Origin of the sequence: Kribbella sp. NPDC050470 (assembly GCF_044458365.1) — a bacterium.
Classification (GTDB): domain Bacteria; phylum Actinomycetota; class Actinomycetes; order Propionibacteriales; family Kribbellaceae; genus Kribbella.
Map to the genome: position 1 here is coordinate 169,387 of NZ_JBITHV010000004.1, position 16,823 is coordinate 186,209.

Genomic DNA, 16,823 nt, shown 5'->3' on the forward strand with positions numbered 1-16,823 from the left:
CCCACCACTATTATCCATTCGCATCCCGAAAACGGGGCCCCCCCGCCCCCCCCCCCCCCCGGGGGGGCGGGGGGGGGGGGCCCCCCCCCGCCACGCCTGGGTCGTACTAGTCGTCTGAAGAGGAGCACAACCCATGAGCATCATCCATCTCGCGGCTGTCGGTGGCGAGGACCCGACCCCTGCGGACCTGGCCGCGATTGAGCGGGAGTGGCCGCTCATTGCGGCCGAGCTGGACCTGTTGGACGCGCAGATCGCGTTCATCAACGCGGGTCCGTTCGCGTCGGTTCTGGAGACGCGGCGGGTACGCCGTGCGGAGCGGCGTGTGTTGGATGTCGGTCTGGAGCTGGCTGACCGTGAGTACGTCGCGGACGGTGCCGCGTGAGCCGCCGCCGTGTGTTGAGCCTGGAGGAGTCTTGGGCCGATCGGCTCGGGATCGACAGCGCCGACGCGGTGGGGGACGAGCTGGCGGCGCGGTTCGAGCACCTGTCGCGGTTCGTGCTGAGCGGTGAGATGCCCCCGGCCGGTAAGCCGGTGTCGGCGGAAGCCGCGACCGCGTACGGCGAGCTGTGGGTGCTGGCCGGGTTTCTGGCCGACGCCCGTAAGGCGATGGCCGGTCAGGGGGTGGAGTGGTGAACCCCGACCGCATGGACGCGATGATCAAGTCCGCCGACGCGGCCTATGAGGCGATCCGTTCGCTGAACCACGCCACCATCACGACCACTGTCCCGGCCCCGGTCGCGTACGCGCTGCTGGGATCGCTGCGCCAGTTACAAGCCGAGGTTGCCCAGCTTTCGGCGCAGCTCAGCAGCGGGCTGCGCCGGTCGCTGACCGAGTACGACGTGTACGACGACACCCGTGACCCGGCCGAGAGCATCGCGATGGCGGCCGCCGCGCTGACGGAGACCGCGATTCACGCCAACCGAGCCGCTGAGTGCGCTGCCGCCGCCCAGCTCGCCATCACCTGGCAGGGCTTCCGCCTGGACAAGGAGGGCGACCGATGAGCACCGTCACGCAGTCCCCGGAGAAAGCGCCGGCAACCGGCACACCCAACAGTGTGGACAAGCTGCGGACGGCGGCCGCGGAGGCGTCGCAGGTGCGGGCGCTGTCGACGCACCCGGATGTCGTGGCATTGCGAGTCGAGGCCGTGCGCACGCAGGTCGACCGGTGCATGTGGGTCGGGATCGTGCTGGGTTTGGCGTTCACGATGGTCAACGTTCAGGCTTTCGCCGCGCAGGGCGCTGCGCCGTGGTCGCTGCCGTGGTTCGCCGCGTGGCTGCTGGACCCGATGGTGTCGCTGGTGCTGATCGCGGTCCTGCGCGCGGAGCAGATCACCGCGCGGTATCAGGTGAGCGACCACACGCGGTGGATCGGCCGGACCAAGCGGTTCGCGTTCGCCGCGACCTACGCGATGAACACGTGGCATTCGTTCGTGGCGTTGGATGTGGCGGGGATCGTGCTGCATTCGGTGCCGCCGCTGCTGGTGTTCTGCGCTGCTGAGACCGCGCCGGTGTTGCGGGACCGGCTGACCGAAGCCGTACTCCGGGCCGAGCGAGCCGCCGCGCTGGCTGATCCGGAGGGGGCATCTCACCGCCTCGATGCCGCCCCGGCCGCCGCCGAGCTGCCCACCGCGGCCGAGACACCGCAGACAGCCGCTGAGGCGATCGAGAAGGCACCGGAGACCTCGATCAAGTCGAAGCGGTCACAGGGACGCAGGAGGCCCGCCAAGGCTGGCCGCAAGCTGCTGGCCGACTACGTGACCGAGGCCCTGGCGGCGGTCGAGCCGGGTACGTCGGCCGACGACATCACCCCGGCCTGGGCGCGGCACACGACCGGTTGCTCAACCGGCCTGTCAGCGAAGGTCGCCGCGGCTGTCCGCGCCGAGCTGACCACCACCCCTCACACGAGCACTGATGACACGGACGCACCGGGCGAGACCGTCCGGGTTGCGGCCTGACCCGATAGGAGCGAGCAGGCATGGATAACGTGCACAAGCTTCACACCGACGACGAGCCCACCGACGAGGCCACGCAGGACGTTGCGCAGGGCATCATCCACGAGTCAGCCGAGCGCATCGACGATGACGCGGCAGAGGTGGTCGAGGCTGAGGTCGTCGAGGGCGAGGTTCTGACCGATGAGGAGTCGGTCGAGCTGGATCGCCGGTTGGCGAGCCGTGGCGCGCTGGTGCGGCGTGCGGTGACCGGTACGCAGGTCGCGACCCGGGTCGTGGTCAAGGTCGGCACGCACGACAAGACGAAGTCGGCCGGGAAGGTGTTGCTGCGCGAGGGGTTCACGGTCGTGCAGGGTGTGGAGTCGTGGGCGAAGCGGGCGTGGGATGCCTCGACCATGGGTGTCTACCGGCGTCAGATCAAGGCTGCTGAGGCGGTCGGGGATCGGGAGGAGTTGAAGGAGTGGATCGACCGCAAGGAGATGGCCACCGAACGCCGTCACCGCCGCCTGATGGACCTGCCCAAGCTGGCCTGGGGTGTGCTGAAGGTCGGTGTGGCCACGGTGGTTGGGGTGCCGTTCCTGGTGCTGCTGATCGCGATCCTGACCAAGGCCACCGGCAACGGGTCGTTCACGGGGGTGTGGCTCGGGTTCTTCGCGCTGATCGGGTTCCTGATCGCGGCCGGTGCCCTGATCTGGTCCGGGGTGTCGATCGCGGCACCGTTCCTGATCGTGCTGGCCGCCTGGCGCGAGGGCAAGCGCCGCGCGGAGCCGCCGTCGTGGCTGGTCACCACCGCTGATGCGGCGTGGGATGTGGCGATCGATGAGACCACGATCGCCAAGGCGCTGGAGGCGCTGCGGATCCCTGCCATCACGCAGTACCTGAAATCCGGGTTGAAGCTGCAGTTCATCACCCCCGCGCGGGTGGACGGGCGCGGCACGCACGCGGTCGTCCGGCTGCCTGCCGGTGTGACGGCGGAGAAGATCGCCCGCCGCCGTGGCGACCTCGCGACCGGGCTACACCGCGCGGCCAAGGAGGTGTGGCCGACCACCGGGTCGGAGGCCGGGATCTTGGATGTGTGGATCGCGGATAAGGGCGCGCTGGCTGAGGGCGCAGGGGAGTACCCGCTACTCGGTGGTGGGCTGGTGGACGTGTTCAAGGGCGTCCCGGCCGGGAAGACGCTGCGCGGTGACGCGCTGCTCGCGCCGATCATGGAGCGCAACACGATGACCGGTGGCATGCCGGGTCAGGGCAAGTCGTCGGCGGCGCGGGCGATCATGGCCGGGTGCGCGCTGGACCCGACCGCTGAGCTGCGGATCTGGGTGCCGGACACGAACTTCGACTTCGAGGTCTTCAAGCTGCGCTGCTCGTCCTATGTGATGGGTGCGGATGACGATTCCATGAAAGCGATCCGGGACCAGCTCGTGAACGTTCATGAAGAGGTCCAGCGGCGCGGCGAGCTGCTGATCAGGTATGAGGTCCCGGCGGTGACTCGTGAACTCGCCTCCGCGGGTGTGGGTTTGCATCCGCTGGTGTGCCTGCTGGAAGAGGCACACGTGGCGATCACCGACGACACCTACGGCAAGGAGATCTCCAAGCTGCTGGTGGAGATCGTGAAACTCGGCCGCAAGCGCGGCATCCACATGATCGTCTCGACGCAGGCCCCGACGCGGGACTCGATGCCGCGGGACGTGACCCGGAACTGCTCCAACGGGATCGCGTTCGCGGTCGGTGACCACGTCGCCAACGACGCGCTGCTCGGGCAGGGTGCGTACGCAGCCGGCCACCGGGCCACCGAGCTGATCCCCGGCACCGACAAGGGCACCGCGGTCGTGAAGGGCTTCACCGGCGAGCGGTCGGAGATCCTGCAGTGGTACTACCTCGACGTGGCCAAGGGCAACGACCAGGTCACCCCGTTGATCAAGCGGTCCCTGGACGCGATCGCCAAGCTCGGCAAGACCGTCCCGGACTCCCGGCCGGTGCAGATCGAGACCCGGGACCTGCTGGCCGACCTGGACGAAGTCCTCGGCGACGAGCCGGTGCCGAGTGCGGACGTGCCCGCGCTGCTCAAGCGACTCGCCCCGACCTGGAGCCCGTATCAGTCGCTGACCGGCAAGGCGCTGCGCGAGACCCTACACGCTGAGCACGGCATCAAGGTCCCCTCGACCGGGAACCGCTACCCCATCGACCCCGCTACCGTCCGTGACGCCATCGTACGGCGGGAGCAGAACGCAGTCGACGCTGACGAGGACGGCGACGACGCCGGCCAGCTCGCAAGTTAGCTCACCGCCCGGGCCCGGAGACCGCGCGAATCGGGCTCTGACTAGCGGTTTCCGGCCCCGGGTTAACTCGCCTCACTCGCTAACTTTCCGCAGGTCAGAGCCACATTAGCCCCCGCTGGGCCGGTGAGTTACAGACCTAACCCGCTCATCGGCAGCTAACCGTCCCGACCCCTCACGCCGGACGGACACCACCAGGTGCCCGCCCCGGCCCGTCACACCCTGATTCGACTACAGAAAGTGACAGAGATGCTTCAGTCCCTCCCGCCACTGGCCGCGCTCGTCGCCACCGCATCCGTCCTCCTGCTGGCCGCCGTCGCCGTCGTGCTCGGGGTCGGCTACCTGCTCGGCTGCCGGATCTGGCCCTACGCCAACTGCCCGCGCTGCCACGGCACCGGCAAGTCCGGCTCCCCGAACCGCAAGGCCTTCCGCAACTGCCCGCGCTGCAACGGCACCGGCCGCCGGACCCGGATCGGCCGCCGCCTGCTCGACCACCACAGCAACCGCTGACCGGAGGACACCACCATGGCCACTCCACGCAAGCCACGCCGCAAGACCACCACCCCCGGCCCATCCGACGAGTTCCGAGACCAGCTCGCCAACCTCCACCACGCCAAGTCCGCCGCCGAACGCGACGACGAGAAGGATCGTCCGTTGACGCCGCGCGAGGAGTACCGCGCCGCGCTGGACGAGCTGAACCGGTACTCGACCGACAACGAGACCGCCGAAGCCCTGGCCGCGCGGGAACGGTTCGACCGCGCCGACCGCAAGCGCCGTTGGTGGCGTCGCTGATGCCCGCGCAGGCGATCGACCGCGCCAGCCTGCACCCGGCCGCGTCGCGCTGGATCACCTTGTGGAACGGCACACAGGCTCTCGGCTGGGACCTGCACGGGACCCCGGTGTTCCGGTTTCGGTGGGCCCCTGCAGGGCTCGCCACCCGACGCCAGCTCCGGGCGATGCGGATGTGCCCGGGTGGGCAGGAGCCGTACGCGCTGCTGGTCTGGCGCAACGGCAAGCGCTGGGCGTGGCTGTACCGGCTCGACCTCGCCCGCCCGTCCCGCGTCGCGTCACCGGCCCAACTCAACGCCCTGGACAAGGCGATGGAAGCCCGCCGGACCTGCCAGCTCTGCCAGGCCGTCACCGACTACTGCATCCCGACCTCAGACGGCCGATGCAACGACTGCATCACCGCCGCGACCTACCCCCACGCTGCCTGACGCCACCTCGAGGAGAACCCACCCATGCACCGCCTCACCACCGCCGCGCTCGCCGTCGTCGTCCTGGCCGTCGCGACCGGCTGCAACCCGGGTGTCCCGGAGGCCGGGACCGTCACCGACAAGGGCATCACCACCAGCCGATCCGGCCAGACCACCAACAAATGTCACTGGATCAAGGTCCGCCACGACGACGGCACCAGCTCGCGCGGCTGCGTCCCGATCCGGCGGTGGAAGAAGGCCACCAAGGGCGGCCAATGGCTGGGGAAGTGACCATGACGACCCCCGTCCTGACCGCCGCCCTGGCCGCCGCCGAAGGTGGCTGGCCGGTGTTCATGCTCGGTCGCTCCAAACGGCCCGTCGCCAACTGCGACGACTGCCCGAAGAACGCGCACGACCCGGCGACGTGTGGGCATCTGACCTGCCATGGGTTCTACGCGGCCAGCACCGACCTGGCCCGCGTCGCCGCGATCGTGGCCACCGTGCCGGGTGGGCAGCTCGCCGTCCGCACTGGCGCAGCGTCTGGGCTGCTGGTGGTCGACGTGGACCCCGCGCACGGTGGCAGCCAAAGCCTGGCTGAGCTGGTGGCGCACGAGTTGGTGCCGCGCACGCTGTGGGTCCGCTCCGGATCTGGTGGCGTGCATCTGTACTACCGGCACCCCGGCCGGGAGATGCAGTCGCGGCCGATGCCGAAGCGGGCCGGGATCGACATCAAGGCAGACGGCGGGTACGTCGTGCTGCCGCCGTCGATCCACCACCGCACCCGGAACCCGTACGAGTGGGGCACCGGTCCTGCCGAACCGGTGGAGATGCCCCCCGCTCTGGTCACCACTTGCCTGCCCCCACCAGAGCCCGAGACGCCGTGCGCCGGCCAAATCACCACCACCGAGACGAGGGGCATCTCCCACCCCGAACGCCTGCTCACCGCGCACCTGGACGCCGTCCGCAACGCCCCCGAGGGACGCCGAAGAACGACCCTCTACGGCGCCGCCCGAGGTGTCGCGCGGATGGTCGCTGCCGGTGCGATCAACCACGCCGACGCCATCGCCGCACTGACCGACGTGGGGCAGCAAGCCGAGCAAACCGCCCGCGACATCCGAGCCGCCATCACCGGTGGCTTCCGTGACGAAGGGATCGCCGCATGACCACCCCCACCGACACCACACTCGACCTGGTCGACGGTGCCGAGCTGCTCGACGACGTGGCCGCAACCATCACGCGCTACGTCGTACTGCCCAGCGACGCCGCCTTGACCGCCGTCGTGCTGTGGATCGCCGCCACCCACGCCGTCCCGGCCTGGAACTGCGCCCCCCGGCTGGTGATCCGTGCACCGGAGAAGCGGTGCGGGAAGTCGCGGCTGCTGGACATGGCCGACGGCATGGTCCACCGGCCGCTGATGACCACCAACGCATCCCCGTCAGCGGTCTACCGGTCCATCGGCATGGCACCGAGTGATCCGCCGACGCTGCTGATCGACGAGGCCGACACGATCTTTGGCCCGAAGGCGGGCGACAACGAGGACCTGCGCGGACTGCTCAACGCCGGTCACCAGCGGGGCCGTCCGACACTGCGCTACGACGCCGGTAGCCGCAACGTGGAGCGGATCGAGACGTTCGCCATGGCCGCGCTCGCAGGGATCGGGACCATGCCGGACACGATCGAGGACCGGGCCGCGGTGATCCGGATGCGCCGCCGCGCGGCCGGTGAGACCGTCCAGCCGTACCGGGTACGGCGGGACGGGCCGGTGCTGGCCGACCTGCGCGACCGACTCCACGCGTGGGTCACCGCGCACCTTGACGATCTGACCAACGCGGCCCCGGCGATGCCGCTGGAAGATCGCGCGGCCGACACCTGGGAACCCCTGATCGCCCTGGCCGACCTCGCCGGTGGGCGCTGGCCAGCCGACGCCCGTCAGGCCGCGCTGCTGCTGCTGGCTGAGCTGCACGACTCCACCGAGGTGTCCCAGTCGGTGCGGCTGCTGATCGACTGCCGAACCGCGTTCGGGGAAGCCCACGCGCTGCCGTCAGCCGTGATCGTCCAGCGGCTGCGGGCCGACGACGAATCACCCTGGCAGGAGGTGCCCGCTCCCGGTGGGCTCACCGTGCGGCGGTTGGCCGCGCTGCTGCGCGAGTACGACATCACCCCCAAGAATCGGCGCTGGCAAGACGGCACCCAGTCCAAGGGATACGCCCGCGACGACTTCGCCGACGCCTGGTCAAGGTACTGCCCCGAACCGGCCGAAACCGGCTCTGCGGGGGGAACCGTCACGAACCGTCCCAACCGTCCCATCGCAGGTCACGCCGGGGACGGATCGGTCCCGTGGGACGGATCGAACCGTCCCAACGATCCATCCGTCCCCGCTCTGACCTGGGCGGGGACGGTTGGGACGGATGGGACGGATCACCCGCACGAACCCGCACAAGCCACCTGCATCCGTTGCCGACAGCCCCTGTCGTACGACGACGGCAGCCAGACACACCCCAACTGCGCATGAGCGAACGCGACCGACTGACCGAAGGAGATCTCTTCCCGATGAGCATCGCTGAAGACTCGATCACCACCGCCGCGCCGCTATTGCTGACCGTGGAGCAGACCGCGCAGCAGCTCGGCATCGGGCGGACAACCGTGTTCGCTCTGCTGAAGTCGGGCGAACTCGAATCGATCCCGCTTGGTCGCCTGCGGCGGATCCCAGCGGAGTGCATCACCGAATACATCGATCGTCTCCGGGCTGCTGCCCGAGACAACCGACAGGCCGCCTAGGAGGGAGACCGAATGAGCGAAGAGAAGGCGAAGCGCCACAAGAATCCTGACGGCCGGTCGTCGATCTACCTCGGTTCGGATGGTTACTGGCACGGCCGCGTCACCATGGGCGTAAAGGACGATGGGACGCCTGACCGGCCACACGTGAAGCGCAGGCGCAAAGAAGACGTGGTGGCACGCGTAAAGGAGCTGGAGAAGCAGCGCGACAGCGGCAAGGTTCGCCGGGCCGGACCGAAGAAGTGGACGGTTGCAGAATGGCTTACGCATTGGTTGACGATCGCTAGGCCGACGCTGCGGGATGGCGCGTACGACGCCTATGAAGTCGCCGTGCGGGTCCATCTCATTCCCGGCCTCGGAGCACACAAGCTGAACAAGCTGCTGCCTGAGCACCTGGAACGCTTCTACACGAAGATGCAGGACAACGGATCGAGCGCCGGCACAGCTCACCAGGCGCACCGGACCATTCGGAGAGCGCTGGGAGAAGCCGAGAAGCGCGGTGCGCTGACCGCGGATAACCCTGCCGAGCTGGCGATTCCGCCGCGCCTCGACCTGGAGGAAGAGGACGAGATCGAGCCGTACACCGTGGACGAGATCAAGGCGATCTTGGCTGAGGCGAACAAGCATCGGAACAGTGCGCGGTGGGCAATCGCCTTGGCGCTCGGACTGCGCCAGGGCGAGGCGCTCGGGCTGAGGTGGTCGGACATCGACATGAAGACCGGAGTTCTGCGGGTGCGACGGAGCCTGAATCGGCCGAAGTACAAGCACGGCTGCGACGAGAAACCGTGCGGCCGCAAACCCGGATTCTGTCCGAAGCGCCAGAAGGCCAGGCCGGACACAGCGCCGACGAAATCGCGGGCCGGTCGCCGGACGATCGGCCTACCGAAGGAGCTGACGAAGGTTCTACAGCAGCATTGGAAGGAGCAGGCCGCCGAGAGGACGCGTGCGCGCCAGCTCTGGAAGGACGAGGGCTGGGTGTTCGCCAAGCGAACCGGAGAGGCGCTCAGCCCGAACATGGACTACCGGGAGTGGAAGGCGATGCTGGCTGCTGCCGGGATTCGTGACGGCCGACTACACGATGCCCGGCACACGGCCGCGACGGTCCTGCTGCTGCTCGGCGTACCCGAGCGGGCCGTCATGGACGTGATGGGTTGGTCCTCGTCATCGATGGTCAAGCGGTACCAGCACGTCACTGCGCCGGTCCGAATGGACATTGCCGAACGTGTCGGCGGACTGCTGTGGGCGGCCACCGAGGCGGGGGAGGACGACGACCCGGACGAGGCGGCCGGTGGGGTTCTCGTGCCTGCCTGAGTGGGCTGTTGAGACCCTCGTTGAGACCCTGGGACGAGAAGAGGGGCCGGACGCTGAGCGTCCGGCCCCTCTGTAGTTCGTCCCTCCGGAGGTTGGAACCACGCTCTGACCTGCGGATTCTTCACTCTGGGGGAGTGGCGGAGGATACGAGATTCGAACTCGTGAGGGGTTGCCCCCAACACGCTTTCCAAGCGTGCGCCCTAGGCCTCTAGGCGAATCCTCCAAGCGGAGAGGATACGCGAGACGGCTCGGGAACCTGAAATCGGGGCGTGAACCTGGTGGGGCCGTCGCGCGACTGTGCTTGTAGGAGGTGAGCGTGGAGCGGGAGTGGGTGGCGGTGGTGGTGCGGGCGCAGGTGGGGGACCGGGAGGCGGTGGCCGAGCTGGTGCGGGGGTGGCACGAGCCGGTGTGGGGCTACGTACGGCGCATGCTCGGCCGGGACGACGTGGCCGATGACGTGTCGCAGGAGGTATGGCTGGCGGTCGTGCGGGGGCTGCCGCGGTTGAGGGAGCCGGAGCGGTTCGCCGCCTGGCTGTTCACCATCGCCCGCCGCAGCGTCGTCAACCAACTCCGGGGCCAGTACGCCGTCAAGACGCCGTACGTCGACCAACCGCGGCAGACGGACGACGAGCCGGACCCGGCGGAGCAGGTGGTCGACAGAGTCGACGTACGGCGGCTGGTCGATCGGGTGCCTGTGGTCGAGCGGGAGGTGCTGGTGCTGTTTCACCTAGAGGACCTGAGTCTCGAGGAGTGCGCCGACGTGCTCGGCGTACCTGTCGGAACGGTGAAGTCCCGCCTCCACCGAGCGCGGCGGATGCTGCGGGAAGGAGCGGAGTCGTGATCTCGGCAGAGCAGACGATCGCGGGACTGCAGGACGCCCTGTCGTTGCGGCGACGGATCCGGTCCCTGGTGCAACTGACCGGCGCGGCGGCGGTGGTCACGCTCGTCACGATCCTCTGGTTGACCGAGGACGGCCTCCCGGTCCGGGCACAGGTCGGTTTCGCCGCCATCGTCCTCACCGGACTGCTGACCATGCTCGGAGCGGCCCGCGCGCTCCGCCGCCGCGGCCACCTCTTCGCGCGGGATCGCGTCATCGCCGGCTGGATCGCGGCCGGCTTCGCTGTCCTGCTCGCGGTGGGGCTGGCGCTCGCCGGCCGCGGCCTGCTCGGCCTGCCGATCGCGATCGCGGCGCTCGGATTCCTGACATTCACCTGGCACACCAGAAGGCGATTGGAGCAACGAGGATGAAACCGATCGGTCCCTTGGCGATTGCGCTGCGACGGTTCGGCACGAAGCGTGGAGCCGTCGTGGTCGCGGCGGCGCTAATTCTGCTGCTGGTGATCGGCCTGCTCATCTAGGGTCGGCGGGATGGACGCAGCGCCGGACCCGAACGTCGTACGCCCGATGCCCGACGTCGAACGGGTGGTGTTGCTGAAGGGCGTGGTCAAGTCGCCGCTGATCGAGGTCGGCGACTACTCGTACTACGACGACCCCGACGACCCGTCCGCGTTCGAGACCAGGAACGTGCTGTATCACTACGGCCCCGAGCGGCTCCGCATCGGCAAGTACTGCGCGCTCGGTGAGGGCACGACGTTCATCATGAACGGCGCCAACCACCGGATGGACGGACCGTCGACGTTCCCGTTCCCGATCATGGGCGGCGGCTGGGCGGAGCACTTCGACCTGATCACCGGGCTGCCGGGCCGCGGCGACACGGTGGTCGGGAACGACGTCTGGTTCGGGTACCGCAGCCTGGTGATGCCCGGCGTGACGATCGGGGACGGCGCGATCATCGCGTCCGGTGCGGTCGTGGTGGACGACGTACCGCCGTACGGGATCGTCGGCGGCAACCCGGCGAAGCTGATCCGCACCAGATTCCCGGCAGGCGACGTTGAGCGCCTGCTGAGGATCGCCTGGTGGGACTGGCCCGTCGAGCGAGTCACCGCGAAGGTCCGCGCCATCATGTCCGGCACCATCGACGACCTCGAGGCGTGATGCGGGCTACCCCAGTAGTGTGCTCGCCAGTGCGCGCCACTGCTCGACCGGCTGCGGTCCAGTGACGCCAGTGATGACGTTGACGGCCACATGGTCGGCGCCGGCGTCCAGATGCTCGCTCAGCTTGGCCTTGATGTCCGCCGGCGTACCCCACGCGGCCAGTGCGTCGACCATGTGATCCGGCAGCTCGGCCTGCTCCTTCGCACTGAACCCCTGCCGCTCGAGTGAGGCGGCGTACCCAGGCAGTCGTGGGAAGAAGCCGATCGTGTTGCGCGCGATCGCCCGCGCCCGCTCCGCGTCGGTCTCCACGACGACCAGATGGCTGACCGCGAGCAGCTTGTCCGGGCCGAGCACCTTCCGCGCCTCGGCGGAGTACGACGGCGCGATCAGGAACGGGTACGCACCGGCCGACCGGTCCCGGGCCAGCCCGAGCATCCGCGGCCCGAGCGCGGCGAGCAGCCGGCGCTCTTCCGGTACGGCGTCCAGCGTGTCGAGGTAGGCGTTGAGTGTCGCGATCGGCTTGGGCCCGCGCGCACCACCGAGGCCCACCGTGAACCGGCCCGGCGCGGACGCTTCCAGCGCGGCGTACGTCGTACTGACGTCCTCGGCGCCGTACTCGTCGACCGAGAGGATGCCGCTGACGAACTTGATCGACGAGGTCGCACCGACCAGGTCGACGATGGTCTGGAGCCCGGGCAGCGGGCCGCCGGACAACCAGATCGCGGGATAGCCGAGCTCCTCGGCCGCAGCGGCGGCGGCCACCGACTCGGGGCTGCTGGTCAGGCCTGTGGTGATCCCGAACGGACCGAATTGATGATTCGTCACGTAACCAGCGTAGGCCGCTCGATTTCGGACCGCACGCGGGCATCACGTACACTTCTGGCTGGTTCCCCGCGTGGCGGTATCTCGCCCAACTCCCCCAGGGCCGGAAGGCAGCAAGGGTAAGTGAGCTCTTCCGGGTGCGCGGGGAATCCTCATGTCTAGGCTGGTCCGGAACCCCAGACATTCGAGGAGCCCGATGAGCGCGGAACGCCGCTACCTGCAGGAACTGATCATCGCCGAGCTCGGCGTCCCCGCATCGTTCGACGCGGACACCGAGATCGAGCGCCGGATCGAGTTCCTCGCCGACCAGCTCCGGCGGACCGGCGCGACGTCGTACGTGCTGGGCATCAGCGGCGGCGTCGACTCCGCTACGGCGGGACGCCTCTGCCAGCTCGCGGTCGAGCGGGTCCGGGCCGAGGGCGGTCAGGCGACGTTCGTCGCGATGCGGCTCCCGTACGGCGTCCAGGTGGACGAGGCGGACGCACAGCGCTCGCTGGAGTTCATCAAGCCGGACGACACGCTCTCGGTGGACGTGAAGCCGGCCACGGACGCGCTGGTCGAGTCGGTCCGGCACGCGGGTCTCGGCGAGCGCGAGGACTTCCACACCGGCAACATCAAGGCCCGGCAGCGGATGATCGCGCAGTACTTGGTCGCCGGCGCCCGCGGTGGGCTCGTCGTCGGCACCGACCACGCCGCGGAGGCGGTGATGGGCTTCTACACCAAGTACGGCGACGGCGCCTGCGACCTCACGCCGTTGTCGGGACTGACCAAGCGCCGGGTCCGCGCGATCGCCACCCGCCTGGGTGCGTCGGACGAGCTCACCGGCAAGGTCCCGACCGCCGACCTGGAGACCAACAAGCCCGGCCTCCCGGACGAGGTCGCCCTCGGCGTCACGTACGACGAGATCGACGACTTCCTCGAGGGCCGCGAAGTCAGCGAGAAGGCCGCGGCCACGATCATCGCCACCCACCGCCGCACCGCCCACAAACGCGCCGTACCCCTCGCGGTCTGATCCGGCCTCAGCCGACCTGCGGTAGCTGACGAACACGGTCGGCCAGGCGGTCCAATCGGACGGCTGCGATACCGCGGTAGGCGGTCCGTAGGAGGGTCGCGAGCGGTCCGGCCTGCGTGAAGTCGTGTCCGACCAGTCCGGACTCGCCGATGGTCCAGGTCCCGGACTCGCGGAAGCCCGGGACCTCCCACCGCAACTCGATCCGGTCGGCCTCGATCACCGCGTACTCCAGCCGACCGCTGAGGCCCGGCCGGACACGGAGGGCGTAACGCTGTCCCACTGCGGGCTGGGCCGGCCCGTCGACGCTGAGGAAGGCCTCGTTCCACAAGGGCAGCGCGCGGGGGTCGAGGAGTACGGCGCGGATCCGGTTCGGGGTGGCCGGGATGACCATGGTCGCTTGCTCCATGTCAGCTGTCCTTGACGGCCGCGCGGCGGCGAGCGAGGGCCTCGCCGGCGGGGAATGCGGCGGCCAGCGCGCGGAGGGTTTCGATGGTTTGGTCGACAGGCTGACCGGCGATGCGCTCGTCGATCGCTTCGTGCAGAACATTCTCCGCGGCGACGATCCGCCGGCTGACCTTTCGACCTTCGGCGGTGAGGCTGAGAGTGAGGTAGCGGCGGTCCACTGGATCGGTGTCGCGCTGGATCAGTCCTTGGGTCACCAGCCGGTCGACCAGCCGGCTCGGGCTGTTGCCGGTCTCGCAGACCAGCAGACCGCCGAGAGCGTTGAGGGTCAGCGGGCCGTGGTCGCGGAGGACGCGCAGCACCTCGGCTTGCGAGGGGGTCACCCCGATCTCCCGCAGTTCGGCGGCCAGCAACCGGTTCCCTTCGCGCTGGATGGCGAGGATCAGGTACCGCAGCTCCTCCGCGGCTCTCATCGTGCCCCTGCCGTCGCCAGCGCCGACGTCGCGGCTGGATCGTGTGCGGCCAGAACGACGAGGCCGGGGTGGGCCGCGCGCAATTCATTGACCTGGGCAACGGTTTGGCGCAGGGCCGGGCGGGAGCCGACCCCAGGGATGTCGCCCGCCGCCAGCAGTTCGGCGTCGTAGGTGAGATCTCCGACCATCAGCAGCGGAGGTGCGTCCGGACGCCGTACCAGCAAGGACAGTGAGCCAGGGGTGTGGCCGGGCGTCGGCAGCAGGACCAGGCTGCCGTCGCCGAACAGGTCGTGCCCGCTGCTGAACGGCGACACACTCGGGTCACCGAGGGGCTCCGGCCGGACGAGTTCCCATCGCAGGCCGGGCAGTTCGATGTGCCGGCGGAGGAAGCCGCGGGCGGCCGCCAGCGGCCGGCGCATCGACCTCCACTCTGGCTCGCTGATCACGATGCGGGCCCGCGTCAGTTCGGGCAGCCCGCCGATGTGGTCCTGGTGGAGATGTGACAGGACCGCGGTGTGGACGTCGCGGATGTCGTACCCGTTCGCCGCGAGTTGCCGCGTCAGCGTCTGCTCCGGCCCGATCTCGAACTTCGCCAGCCGGTCGTAGACCAGGCCGTTCAGGCCGCCGGGGAAGTAGCCGGCGTCGGTGACCGACGCACGGTCCTGGCCGGTGTCGAACAGCACCAGGCCCTCGGAGTGCTCGACGACGTACGCGTTGATCGGGCGCGGGGCCGTCCATTGTCGCGAGGTTGCCAGCCAGACGTAGGTGTTCTTCTTGGTCGGCCCGACGTGCTCGGGCCGGATCTGAACGGTGCCGGTGCGCACCACGGACACTCGGGAGATGGTCGTCATGGGTAATACATTACACGACATGTATGTCGTGTCATCTGTCTGTCCAGAATGCGTGAAGAGTGCGTGAGAAAGTCCGGATGAGGTCATGGTCAAGGCGTCGTCGCGGCTGGCAGAGTGTCGGCATGAAGGGTCTGATGCAGAACTACCAGCTGTCCCTGGACGCCATCTTTCGCCGGGCTGAGCAGTTCTACCCGGACAAGATCGTCTACACCGGCGGTCCGGCGCCGTCGAGACTGACGTACGCCGAGTGGGCCGCGCGGACCAGGCGACTGGGCGGCGTGCTGAAAGCCCTCGGGATCAGCGCGGACGGCCGGGTGGCGACCTTCGCGTGGAACTCGGGGCGGCACCTCGAGCTGTACTTCGGTGCGCCCTGCACCGGCCGGGTCCTGCACACGCTGAACATCAGGCTCTTCCCCGACCAGGTCGTCTACATCGCGAACCACGCGGAGGACGAGGTCGTCTTCGTCGACCGTTCGCTGCTCGGGCTCTTCCTGCCGCTGCTCGATCGGCTGCCGCTGGTCAGACATGTCGTCGTGATGGACGACCTGCCGGCCGGCGCGCCCCGGGCGGAGGTGCCCGACGATCCCCGGTTCCACGACTACGAGGAGTTGCTGGCCGCTGCGGACCCGGTCGAGTTCCACGTCGACGACGAGAACCAGGCGGCCGCGATGTGCTACACGAGCGGTACGACGGGACATCCGAAGGGCGTGGTGTACTCACACCGATCCACCTGGCTGCACTCCATCGGCGTACTGACCAACGCCGGGATCGGCCTGACGGAGACGGACACGGTGATGCCAGTCGTGCCGATGTTCCACGCGAACGCGTGGGGGCTTGCGCACGCGGCGCCCATGGCCGGTGCCTCGCTGGTGTTCCCGGGGCCGGACATGAGTCCGCAGGGGATTCTCAAACTCTTGCAGGAGCAGGAGGTGACGCTGGCGGCCGGCGTGCCGACGATCTGGCAGGGGTTGTTGCCGCTGCTGGACGGGGTCGAGTTGCCGAAGCTGCGGCGGGTGCCTTGTGGCGGGTCCGCCGTACCGATGGCCTTGTCGGAGGCGTTCCGGGAGAAGCTCGGGCGACCGATTCTGCAGGCGTGGGGGATGACCGAGACCAGCCCGGTGGCGACGGCGGCGCACGTGCCGGCTCGGTACGAGGAGTTGCCCGAGGACCAGAAGGCGCGGTTGCGGGCTCGGCAAGGGCAGCCGCTGCCCGGTGTCGAGGTGCGAATCGTCGAGCCCGGGTCGATCACGCCGTTGCCGTGGGACGACGAGGCGACGGGTGAGCTGCAGGTGCGTGGGCCGTGGATCGCGGCGGACTACTACCGGCCCGACGCGGGGGTCCAGCTGAGCACGGAAGACGGCTGGATGAAGACCGGCGACGTGGCGGCGATCGACCAGTTCGGCTCGGTGCGACTGGTGGACCGCACCAAGGACCTGGTGAAGTCCGGTGGTGAGTGGATCAGCTCGGTCGAGCTGGAGAACCTGCTGATGGCCCACCCGGCGGTCAAGGAGGCCGCTGTGATCGGTGTGCCGCACCCGAAGTGGGACGAGCGCCCGCTGGCCTGCGTCGTTCTCGCCGAAGGCGAAACCGCCACGGCCGAAGAGATCCTGGAGTACCTGCGCCCGCGGGTGGCCAAGTGGTGGCTCCCCGATGCCGTCGAGTTCATCGAGGAGGTCCCCAAGACCTCTGTCGGCAAGTTCTCCAAGAAGGACCTGCGCACGCGGTTCGCCGACTACCACCTGGAGGAGTAGCGCCTGCGCCC

General features: G+C 69.1%; 22 protein-coding genes, 1 tRNA gene and 1 other RNA gene. 19 read left to right on the top strand and 5 right to left on the bottom strand.

Annotated elements, in window-relative coordinates:
• Nucleotides 1–133 precede the first annotated feature (133 nt).
• The 13 genes from ACIBGM_RS12825 (at nucleotide 134) to ACIBGM_RS12885 (ending at nucleotide 9,506) form a co-directional block, all read left to right on the top strand.
• The gene (locus ACIBGM_RS12825) at nucleotides 134–382 is read left to right on the top strand and encodes a DUF6284 family protein (protein ID WP_396385508.1); all 249 of its coding nucleotides are present in this window, start codon (nucleotides 134–136) and stop codon (nucleotides 380–382) included.
• Nucleotides 379–633 carry a hypothetical protein gene (locus ACIBGM_RS12830; RefSeq protein WP_396385509.1) on the top strand — a complete coding sequence of 85 codons (255 nt, stop codon included), beginning with the start codon at nucleotides 379–381 and terminating at the stop codon, nucleotides 631–633. The genes ACIBGM_RS12825 and ACIBGM_RS12830 overlap by 4 nt, the downstream gene beginning before the upstream one ends.
• Nucleotides 630–1,001 (top strand): hypothetical protein, encoded by a 372-nt coding sequence (locus ACIBGM_RS12835; RefSeq protein ID WP_396385510.1) that lies wholly within the window; start codon nucleotides 630–632, stop codon nucleotides 999–1,001. Before ACIBGM_RS12830 ends, ACIBGM_RS12835 begins: the two co-directional genes overlap by 4 nt.
• Nucleotides 998–1,954, top strand: coding sequence for a hypothetical protein (locus ACIBGM_RS12840; protein ID WP_396385512.1), 957 nt, complete (start codon nucleotides 998–1,000; stop codon nucleotides 1,952–1,954). The genes ACIBGM_RS12835 and ACIBGM_RS12840 overlap by 4 nt, the downstream gene beginning before the upstream one ends.
• Nucleotides 1,955–1,974: 20 nt before the next feature.
• Complete coding sequence (locus ACIBGM_RS12845; RefSeq protein ID WP_396385513.1) at nucleotides 1,975–4,227, top strand: cell division protein FtsK; 2,253 nt, start codon at nucleotides 1,975–1,977, stop codon at nucleotides 4,225–4,227.
• Nucleotides 4,228–4,473: 246 nt separating this feature from the next.
• On the top strand, nucleotides 4,474–4,734 hold the full coding sequence (locus ACIBGM_RS12850) for a hypothetical protein (RefSeq protein ID WP_396385514.1): 261 nt from the start codon (nucleotides 4,474–4,476) through the stop codon (nucleotides 4,732–4,734).
• A gap of 15 nt (nucleotides 4,735–4,749) precedes the next feature.
• The gene (locus tag ACIBGM_RS12855; RefSeq protein ID WP_396385515.1) at nucleotides 4,750–5,016 is read left to right on the top strand and encodes a hypothetical protein; all 267 of its coding nucleotides are present in this window, start codon (nucleotides 4,750–4,752) and stop codon (nucleotides 5,014–5,016) included.
• Entirely contained in the window at nucleotides 5,016–5,441 is a 426-nt protein-coding gene (locus tag ACIBGM_RS12860; protein WP_396385516.1) for an RRQRL motif-containing zinc-binding protein, read from the top strand. The genes ACIBGM_RS12855 and ACIBGM_RS12860 overlap by 1 nt, the downstream gene beginning before the upstream one ends.
• A 24-nt stretch (nucleotides 5,442–5,465) precedes the next feature.
• Nucleotides 5,466–5,711, top strand: coding sequence for a hypothetical protein (locus ACIBGM_RS12865; protein WP_396385517.1), 246 nt, complete (start codon nucleotides 5,466–5,468; stop codon nucleotides 5,709–5,711).
• A gap of 2 nt (nucleotides 5,712–5,713) precedes the next feature.
• Nucleotides 5,714–6,583 carry a bifunctional DNA primase/polymerase gene (locus ACIBGM_RS12870; protein WP_396385518.1) on the top strand — a complete coding sequence of 290 codons (870 nt, stop codon included), beginning with the start codon at nucleotides 5,714–5,716 and terminating at the stop codon, nucleotides 6,581–6,583.
• Nucleotides 6,580–7,932, top strand: a complete 1,353-nt coding sequence (locus tag ACIBGM_RS12875) for a DUF3631 domain-containing protein (protein ID WP_396385519.1) — start codon at nucleotides 6,580–6,582, stop codon at nucleotides 7,930–7,932. The genes ACIBGM_RS12870 and ACIBGM_RS12875 overlap by 4 nt, the downstream gene beginning before the upstream one ends.
• A complete protein-coding gene (locus ACIBGM_RS12880) occupies nucleotides 7,929–8,198 on the top strand; it encodes a helix-turn-helix domain-containing protein (protein WP_396385520.1) in 270 nt (89 codons plus the stop codon). Before ACIBGM_RS12875 ends, ACIBGM_RS12880 begins: the two co-directional genes overlap by 4 nt.
• A 12-nt stretch (nucleotides 8,199–8,210) precedes the next feature.
• Nucleotides 8,211–9,506: a tyrosine-type recombinase/integrase gene (locus tag ACIBGM_RS12885; protein WP_396385522.1), complete on the top strand. Its 1,296-nt coding sequence runs from the start codon at nucleotides 8,211–8,213 to the stop codon at nucleotides 9,504–9,506.
• Between the two features lie 135 nt (nucleotides 9,507–9,641).
• Here ACIBGM_RS12885 and ACIBGM_RS12890 read toward each other — a convergent pair.
• Nucleotides 9,642–9,729: transfer RNA gene (locus tag ACIBGM_RS12890), tRNA-Ser, on the bottom strand.
• A 93-nt stretch (nucleotides 9,730–9,822) separates the two neighbouring features.
• Between ACIBGM_RS12890 and ACIBGM_RS12895 the strand changes: the two genes are divergently transcribed.
• From ACIBGM_RS12895 to ACIBGM_RS12905, 3 genes are all read left to right on the top strand, one after another.
• Complete coding sequence (locus tag ACIBGM_RS12895; protein WP_396385523.1) at nucleotides 9,823–10,347, top strand: RNA polymerase sigma factor; 525 nt, start codon at nucleotides 9,823–9,825, stop codon at nucleotides 10,345–10,347.
• A complete protein-coding gene (locus ACIBGM_RS12900) occupies nucleotides 10,344–10,754 on the top strand; it encodes a hypothetical protein (RefSeq protein ID WP_396385525.1) in 411 nt (136 codons plus the stop codon). The genes ACIBGM_RS12895 and ACIBGM_RS12900 overlap by 4 nt, the downstream gene beginning before the upstream one ends.
• Before the next feature lie 120 nt (nucleotides 10,755–10,874).
• Complete coding sequence (locus ACIBGM_RS12905; protein ID WP_396385526.1) at nucleotides 10,875–11,501, top strand: CatB-related O-acetyltransferase; 627 nt, start codon at nucleotides 10,875–10,877, stop codon at nucleotides 11,499–11,501.
• Between the two features lie 6 nt (nucleotides 11,502–11,507).
• On the opposite strand, the gene ACIBGM_RS12910 is transcribed toward ACIBGM_RS12905, so the two are convergent.
• Nucleotides 11,508–12,326 (bottom strand): TIGR03620 family F420-dependent LLM class oxidoreductase, encoded by an 819-nt coding sequence (locus ACIBGM_RS12910; protein ID WP_396385527.1) that lies wholly within the window; start codon nucleotides 12,324–12,326, stop codon nucleotides 11,508–11,510.
• A 57-nt stretch (nucleotides 12,327–12,383) separates the two neighbouring features.
• Between ACIBGM_RS12910 and ffs the strand changes: the two genes are divergently transcribed.
• Both ffs and nadE read left to right on the top strand, forming a co-directional pair.
• An RNA gene (gene ffs, locus ACIBGM_RS12915) (signal recognition particle sRNA small type) lies at nucleotides 12,384–12,480 on the top strand.
• Nucleotides 12,481–12,519: 39 nt separating this feature from the next.
• Nucleotides 12,520–13,335, top strand: coding sequence for an ammonia-dependent NAD(+) synthetase (nadE, locus tag ACIBGM_RS12920; RefSeq protein ID WP_396385528.1), 816 nt, complete (start codon nucleotides 12,520–12,522; stop codon nucleotides 13,333–13,335).
• A gap of 7 nt (nucleotides 13,336–13,342) precedes the next feature.
• Here nadE and ACIBGM_RS12925 read toward each other — a convergent pair whose 3' ends face one another.
• Genes ACIBGM_RS12925 through ACIBGM_RS12935 form a run of 3 tightly spaced genes read right to left on the bottom strand, consistent with a single transcriptional unit; the run spans nucleotide 13,343 to nucleotide 15,061 of the window.
• Nucleotides 13,343–13,741 (bottom strand): SRPBCC family protein, encoded by a 399-nt coding sequence (locus ACIBGM_RS12925; RefSeq protein ID WP_396385529.1) that lies wholly within the window; start codon nucleotides 13,739–13,741, stop codon nucleotides 13,343–13,345.
• A gap of 1 nt (nucleotide 13,742) precedes the next feature.
• Entirely contained in the window at nucleotides 13,743–14,210 is a 468-nt protein-coding gene (locus tag ACIBGM_RS12930) for a winged helix DNA-binding protein (protein WP_360519153.1), read from the bottom strand.
• On the bottom strand, nucleotides 14,207–15,061 hold the full coding sequence (locus tag ACIBGM_RS12935) for an N-acyl homoserine lactonase family protein (protein WP_396385530.1): 855 nt from the start codon (nucleotides 15,059–15,061) through the stop codon (nucleotides 14,207–14,209). The genes ACIBGM_RS12930 and ACIBGM_RS12935 overlap by 4 nt, the downstream gene beginning before the upstream one ends.
• Nucleotides 15,062–15,183: 122 nt before the next feature.
• On the opposite strand from ACIBGM_RS12935, the gene ACIBGM_RS12940 reads away from it, so the two are divergent.
• A complete protein-coding gene (locus tag ACIBGM_RS12940) occupies nucleotides 15,184–16,812 on the top strand; it encodes a long-chain fatty acid--CoA ligase (RefSeq protein ID WP_396385531.1) in 1,629 nt (542 codons plus the stop codon).
• Nucleotides 16,813–16,823: the final 11 nt, after the last annotated feature.

What these genes read in the sequence shown, in the direction of transcription:
- ACIBGM_RS12825 (WP_396385508.1), top strand. Translation starts at nt 134, where the DNA reads ATGAGCATCATCCATCTCGCGGCTGTCGGTGGCGAGGACCCGACCCCT.
- ACIBGM_RS12840 (WP_396385512.1), top strand. Translation starts at nt 998, where the DNA reads ATGAGCACCGTCACGCAGTCCCCGGAGAAAGCGCCGGCAACCGGCACA.
- ACIBGM_RS12845 (WP_396385513.1), top strand. Translation starts at nt 1,975, where the DNA reads ATGGATAACGTGCACAAGCTTCACACCGACGACGAGCCCACCGACGAG.
- ACIBGM_RS12850 (WP_396385514.1), top strand. Translation starts at nt 4,474, where the DNA reads ATGCTTCAGTCCCTCCCGCCACTGGCCGCGCTCGTCGCCACCGCATCC.
- ACIBGM_RS12855 (WP_396385515.1), top strand. Translation starts at nt 4,750, where the DNA reads ATGGCCACTCCACGCAAGCCACGCCGCAAGACCACCACCCCCGGCCCA.
- ACIBGM_RS12860 (WP_396385516.1), top strand. Translation starts at nt 5,016, where the DNA reads ATGCCCGCGCAGGCGATCGACCGCGCCAGCCTGCACCCGGCCGCGTCG.
- ACIBGM_RS12865 (WP_396385517.1), top strand. Translation starts at nt 5,466, where the DNA reads ATGCACCGCCTCACCACCGCCGCGCTCGCCGTCGTCGTCCTGGCCGTC.
- ACIBGM_RS12870 (WP_396385518.1), top strand. Translation starts at nt 5,714, where the DNA reads ATGACGACCCCCGTCCTGACCGCCGCCCTGGCCGCCGCCGAAGGTGGC.
- ACIBGM_RS12875 (WP_396385519.1), top strand. Translation starts at nt 6,580, where the DNA reads ATGACCACCCCCACCGACACCACACTCGACCTGGTCGACGGTGCCGAG.
- ACIBGM_RS12880 (WP_396385520.1), top strand. Translation starts at nt 7,929, where the DNA reads ATGAGCGAACGCGACCGACTGACCGAAGGAGATCTCTTCCCGATGAGC.
- ACIBGM_RS12885 (WP_396385522.1), top strand. Translation starts at nt 8,211, where the DNA reads ATGAGCGAAGAGAAGGCGAAGCGCCACAAGAATCCTGACGGCCGGTCG.
- ACIBGM_RS12905 (WP_396385526.1), top strand. Translation starts at nt 10,875, where the DNA reads ATGGACGCAGCGCCGGACCCGAACGTCGTACGCCCGATGCCCGACGTC.
- nadE (WP_396385528.1), top strand. Translation starts at nt 12,520, where the DNA reads ATGAGCGCGGAACGCCGCTACCTGCAGGAACTGATCATCGCCGAGCTC.
- ACIBGM_RS12925 (WP_396385529.1), bottom strand. Translation starts at nt 13,741, where the DNA reads ATGGAGCAAGCGACCATGGTCATCCCGGCCACCCCGAACCGGATCCGC.
- ACIBGM_RS12930 (WP_360519153.1), bottom strand. Translation starts at nt 14,210, where the DNA reads ATGAGAGCCGCGGAGGAGCTGCGGTACCTGATCCTCGCCATCCAGCGC.
- ACIBGM_RS12935 (WP_396385530.1), bottom strand. Translation starts at nt 15,061, where the DNA reads ATGACGACCATCTCCCGAGTGTCCGTGGTGCGCACCGGCACCGTTCAG.
- ACIBGM_RS12940 (WP_396385531.1), top strand. Translation starts at nt 15,184, where the DNA reads ATGAAGGGTCTGATGCAGAACTACCAGCTGTCCCTGGACGCCATCTTT.